The organism is Microbacterium sp. Leaf351, from assembly GCF_001423825.1.
GTDB lineage: Bacteria > Actinomycetota > Actinomycetes > Actinomycetales > Microbacteriaceae > Microbacterium > Microbacterium ginsengisoli.
The window spans coordinates 68474-72360 of record NZ_LMPK01000015.1 but is presented as its reverse complement, the minus strand read 5'-3'; the positions used below and the strand labels follow the sequence as shown (position 1 = coordinate 72360).

4 protein-coding genes and 1 pseudogene are annotated in these 3887 nt (G+C 73.3%); 3 read left to right on the top strand and 2 right to left on the bottom strand.

Going from position 1 to position 3887, the window contains the following annotated elements; genetic code table 11:
• The 3 genes from ASG00_RS05990 to ASG00_RS05980 form a co-directional block, all read left to right on the top strand.
• On the top strand, positions 1-145 hold a 145-nt coding region (locus ASG00_RS05990), incomplete at its 5' end, for a HypC/HybG/HupF family hydrogenase formation chaperone (RefSeq protein WP_162238354.1).
• Entirely contained in the window at positions 145-1275 is a 1131-nt protein-coding gene (hypD, locus tag ASG00_RS05985; protein ID WP_056207556.1) for a hydrogenase formation protein HypD, read from the top strand. The genes ASG00_RS05990 and hypD, both read left to right, overlap by 1 nt.
• Positions 1272-2006, top strand: a complete 735-nt coding sequence (locus ASG00_RS05980; RefSeq protein ID WP_056207554.1) for a DUF6390 family protein — start codon at positions 1272-1274, stop codon at positions 2004-2006. The genes hypD and ASG00_RS05980 overlap by 4 nt, the downstream gene beginning before the upstream one ends.
• 54 nt (positions 2007-2060) lie before the next feature.
• Here the strand turns inward: ASG00_RS05980 and ASG00_RS05975 are convergent, their stop codons facing one another.
• Positions 2061-3437, bottom strand: coding sequence for an NAD(P)/FAD-dependent oxidoreductase (locus ASG00_RS05975; protein WP_056207551.1), 1377 nt, complete (start codon positions 3435-3437; stop codon positions 2061-2063).
• Positions 3438-3552: 115 nt separating this feature from the next.
• Positions 3553-3887: pseudogene (locus tag ASG00_RS17325) on the bottom strand (malate synthase A); the annotation flags it as partial.

The window sequence follows — 3887 nt, the reverse complement described above, 5'->3', positions numbered from 1 at the left end:
GGGGGACTGGGTGCTGGTGCACGTGGGGTTCGCGATGAGCAAGATCGACGAGCGCGAGGCCGACCTCACCCTCGATCAGATCCGGAAGCTCGGTCGCACCTACGACGAGGAGCTCGAGGCCTTCATGGAGACGGAGATCGTCTGATGCGTTTCGTCGATGAGTTTCGCGACCCGGCGGCTGCCCGGTCGCTGCTGACGGTCATCGAGGGCCAGGCCGAGCGCCTCGGTCGCCCGCTGTCGTTCATGGAGGTGTGCGGCGGTCACACGCACACCATCTACCGGCACGGCCTCGAGCACCTGCTGCCGGAGTCGATCCAGCTCGTGCACGGTCCCGGCTGCCCGGTGTGCGTCATCCCGATGGGTCGCGTCGACGACGCGGTCTGGCTCGCGCACCGTCCCGGCGTGATCTTCACGACCTTCGGCGACATGATGCGGGTGCCTGGCACCGAGGGGAGCCTGCTGCAGGCGCAGGCCTCGGGCGCGGACGTGCGGTTCGTCTACTCGCCGCTCGACGCGCTGAAGATCGCGATCGACAACCCCGACAAGGAGGTCGTGTTCTTCGCCGTGGGCTTCGAGACGACCGCTCCCTCCACCGCGGTGACGATCGCGCGGGCCGCGGCCCTCGACGTGCGGAACTTCTCGATCTTCTGCAACCACGTGCTCATCGAGCCGCCGCTGCGCGCCATCCTCGACTCGGCCGACCTCGAGCTCGACGGCTTCATCGGCCCCGGGCACGTCTCGACCGTCGTCGGCACCGAGATCTTCCGGTTCATCCCCGAGGAGTACGGCCTGCCGATCGTGGTGACCGGCTTCGAGCCGCTCGACATCCTGCAGTCGATCGAGATGCTGCTGGCCCAGTACGAGAGCGGGCGCTGCGAGGTCGAGAACCAGTACGCCCGCGTCGTGCGGCCCGAAGGCAATCCCGCCGCCCTCGCCCTCATGCGACAGGTGTTCGCGGTGCGCGAGACCTTCGAGTGGCGCGGGCTCGGCTACATCCCGCGCTCGGGCTACGGCATCCACCCCGACTACGCCCGCTTCGACGCGGAGCAGAAGTTCGCGATGCCGGGCGTGCGGGTCGCCGACCCGCCGGCCTGCGAGTGCGGCAGCGTGCTGCGCGGGGTCATCAAGCCCTGGCAGTGCAAGGTGTTCGGTACGGCCTGCACCCCGGAGACGCCGATCGGCACCTGCATGGTCTCGCCCGAGGGTGCGTGCGCCGCGTACTACAACTTCGGGCGCCTGCACCGCGAGGCCGCGCAGGCGGTGGCGCGGGCGTGACCGCCGCCGGTGAGCGGCTGTTCGCGCGCTACGCGCATCAGCCGAACGAACGCGGGTACTGCGGCCCCGAGGGTGCCGACGGCCTCGCCGCGGTCGCGCGGGGGGAGGCGGCATCCGTCTCGGTGCCCGACGTCGCCCGGCGCTTCTCGGGCGCCTGGCCTTACCTCACTGTCGTGGGCGGTCTGCTGGGCGTCGACCCGCTCGACGAGCGGGCGGTGCGGGCCTACTGGACGGGCTCGGCCGAGGGCGACGCGCTCGACGCCGACGAGGTGTGGCGACGGCTGGTCGCGATCATCGGGCCGCAGGCGGGCTCGTACTGGACACACCTCGACGACAGGCTCGCCGCCGAGGCGGCACCGCACCACGCGTTCCACGTGTTCGGCGTCTACCCGTGGACGCGCCTGCTCGACACCGGCCTCCCCGAGCCCGTGCAGGTGCTCGCCGACTGCAGCGTGGTGCCGGCGCGCGTGCGCGAGGTCGTCGACGACGGATGCCTCGTCGACGCCCCGGCGCTGCACTACGCCGACGGCAGCCTGGCGTGGGGCGATGCCGTCCCGCGCCGGGTGGCGGTGCCGTACGGCGACGAACTCGCGGTAGGAGATGCGGTCACGGTGCACTGGGACGCCGTGTGCGAGCGCATCGACGACGCGGATGCCGCGGCCCTCGCCGCGCGCCTCGCGTCGCAGCTCGAGCGGGTCAACGCCCGTCTCGCCGCCGCGCTCCCCCGGTGACGGCACTCCGCCGCGCTGCTGCGCTGACGGCACCCCGCCGACGCGGCGCCGCCCTCAGTGGCCGGAGATGGCGTCCGCGATGCGGGCGACGACCGAGGTGCGCGCCGTGCCCGTCGCCGCCTCGACGCGGTCGGCCGCGCGGTAGGCGGCGTAGAGCCCGCGGACGGCCAGCCACCGCAGCGGCTCGACCTCCCACCGGTGGGCGCGGTGGTTCACCCATGGCAGGCGGGTGAGTGCGGTGTCGCGGCCGAGCACCAGGTCGGCGAGGGTGCGGCCGGCGAGATTCGTGGCGGTCACCCCGGTGCCGACGTACCCGCCCGCCCAGCCGAGGCCGGTAGCGCGGTCGAACCCGACGGTCGCCGCCCAGTCGCGCGGCACCCCGAGCACGCCCGACCACGCGTGCGCGATCGGCACGCGCACGGCCGCGGGGAAGAAGGTGCGCAGCAGTGCCGTGAGCTGGCGCACGGTGCCCGGCGCGGTGGAGCCGTCGGCATCGACCCGCGAGCCGTAGCGGTACGGCACCCCGCGGCCGCCGAACGCGATGCGATCGTCGGCGGTGCGCTGCGCGTACATGTAGACGTGCGCCATGTCGCCGAGGGTCGCCCGCCCGTCCCACCCGATCTCGTCCCACGCGTCCGCCGGCAGCGGCTCGGTGACGATCATCGACGAGTTCATCGGCAGCCAGGTGCGGTGGGTCGCGGGAAGGCCCGCCGTGAAGCCCTCCGTCGCGCGGATCACGATCGGCGCCCTGACGTCGCCGTGCGCGGTGCGCGCGCGGCCCGGCACGATCTCCTCGACCCGGGTCTGCTCGTAGATCGTCACATCCCGCCGCTCGACCGCCGCGGCCAGCCCCGCGGCGAGCGCGGCCGGGTCGATGCGCGCGCAGTGCGGATGCCACAGGGACCCGAGCGCCCCGGCGACCCGCACGCGCTCGGCGGTGGCCGCGGCATCCGCCCACTCGAGGTCGGTGTGGGGCCAGGCCGCCTCGGCATCGGCGAACGCGCGCAGCCGCGCGAGCTCGGCGGGCGTGCGCGCGACGGTCAGTTCGCCGCCCTTGTGCGCACCGATGTCGATGCCCTCACGGGCGGCGACCGCGAGCACCTCGTCGACCGTGTCGTTGAGCGCGCGCTGCTGGTCGATCGCGGCCTCGCGGCCGTGGCTGCGGACGTAGCGCTCGCGGCCGCCCGTCACCGAGTTGGTGAGCCAGCCGCCGTTGCGGCCCGAGGCGCCGTAGCCCGCGAAGCGCTGCTCGATCACCGCGATCCGCAGCGACGGATCGAGGCCCGCGAGCGAGTACGCCGTCCAGAGTCCGGTGTAGCCGGCGCCGACGATGCACACGTCCGCCTCGATCGACCCTGCAAGCGCCGCGCGCGGCGCGGGCGCCCCGCCCCGACGCGCCCACCAGAACGACACCTCACCGTTGCGGGTCATGCCTGCGCTCCCATACCCGCGATCCTAGGCATCCTGCCGGCAGACAGACGGATGCCCCGGGGTGCGGGGCCCCGGGGCATCCGATTTTCGCGCCGCGTCCCCCCGCGGCGCCGTCTCACTCGGTGTCGACGAGGAACCGCGAGTAGGCCACGATCGTCAGGAACGTCGGGAACTCCTCTCGCAGCGCCACCTCGCGGAACACCTCTGCCGCGTCGTCGAACCGGTCGCCGTCGCGGCGGTCGACCTCGCCCAGCACCTGCGCGATGAGCTCCTCGATGTAGGCCACCGTGATGGGGGTGCCGTCCTCGGTCTCGCGGTCCTGGTGGATCCACTGCCACACCTGCGAGCGGCTGATCTCGGCGGTCGCCGCATCCTCCATGAGGTTGTCGAGCGCCACCGCCCCCAGGCCCCGCAGCCACGCCTCGATGTAGCGGATCGCCACCGACACGT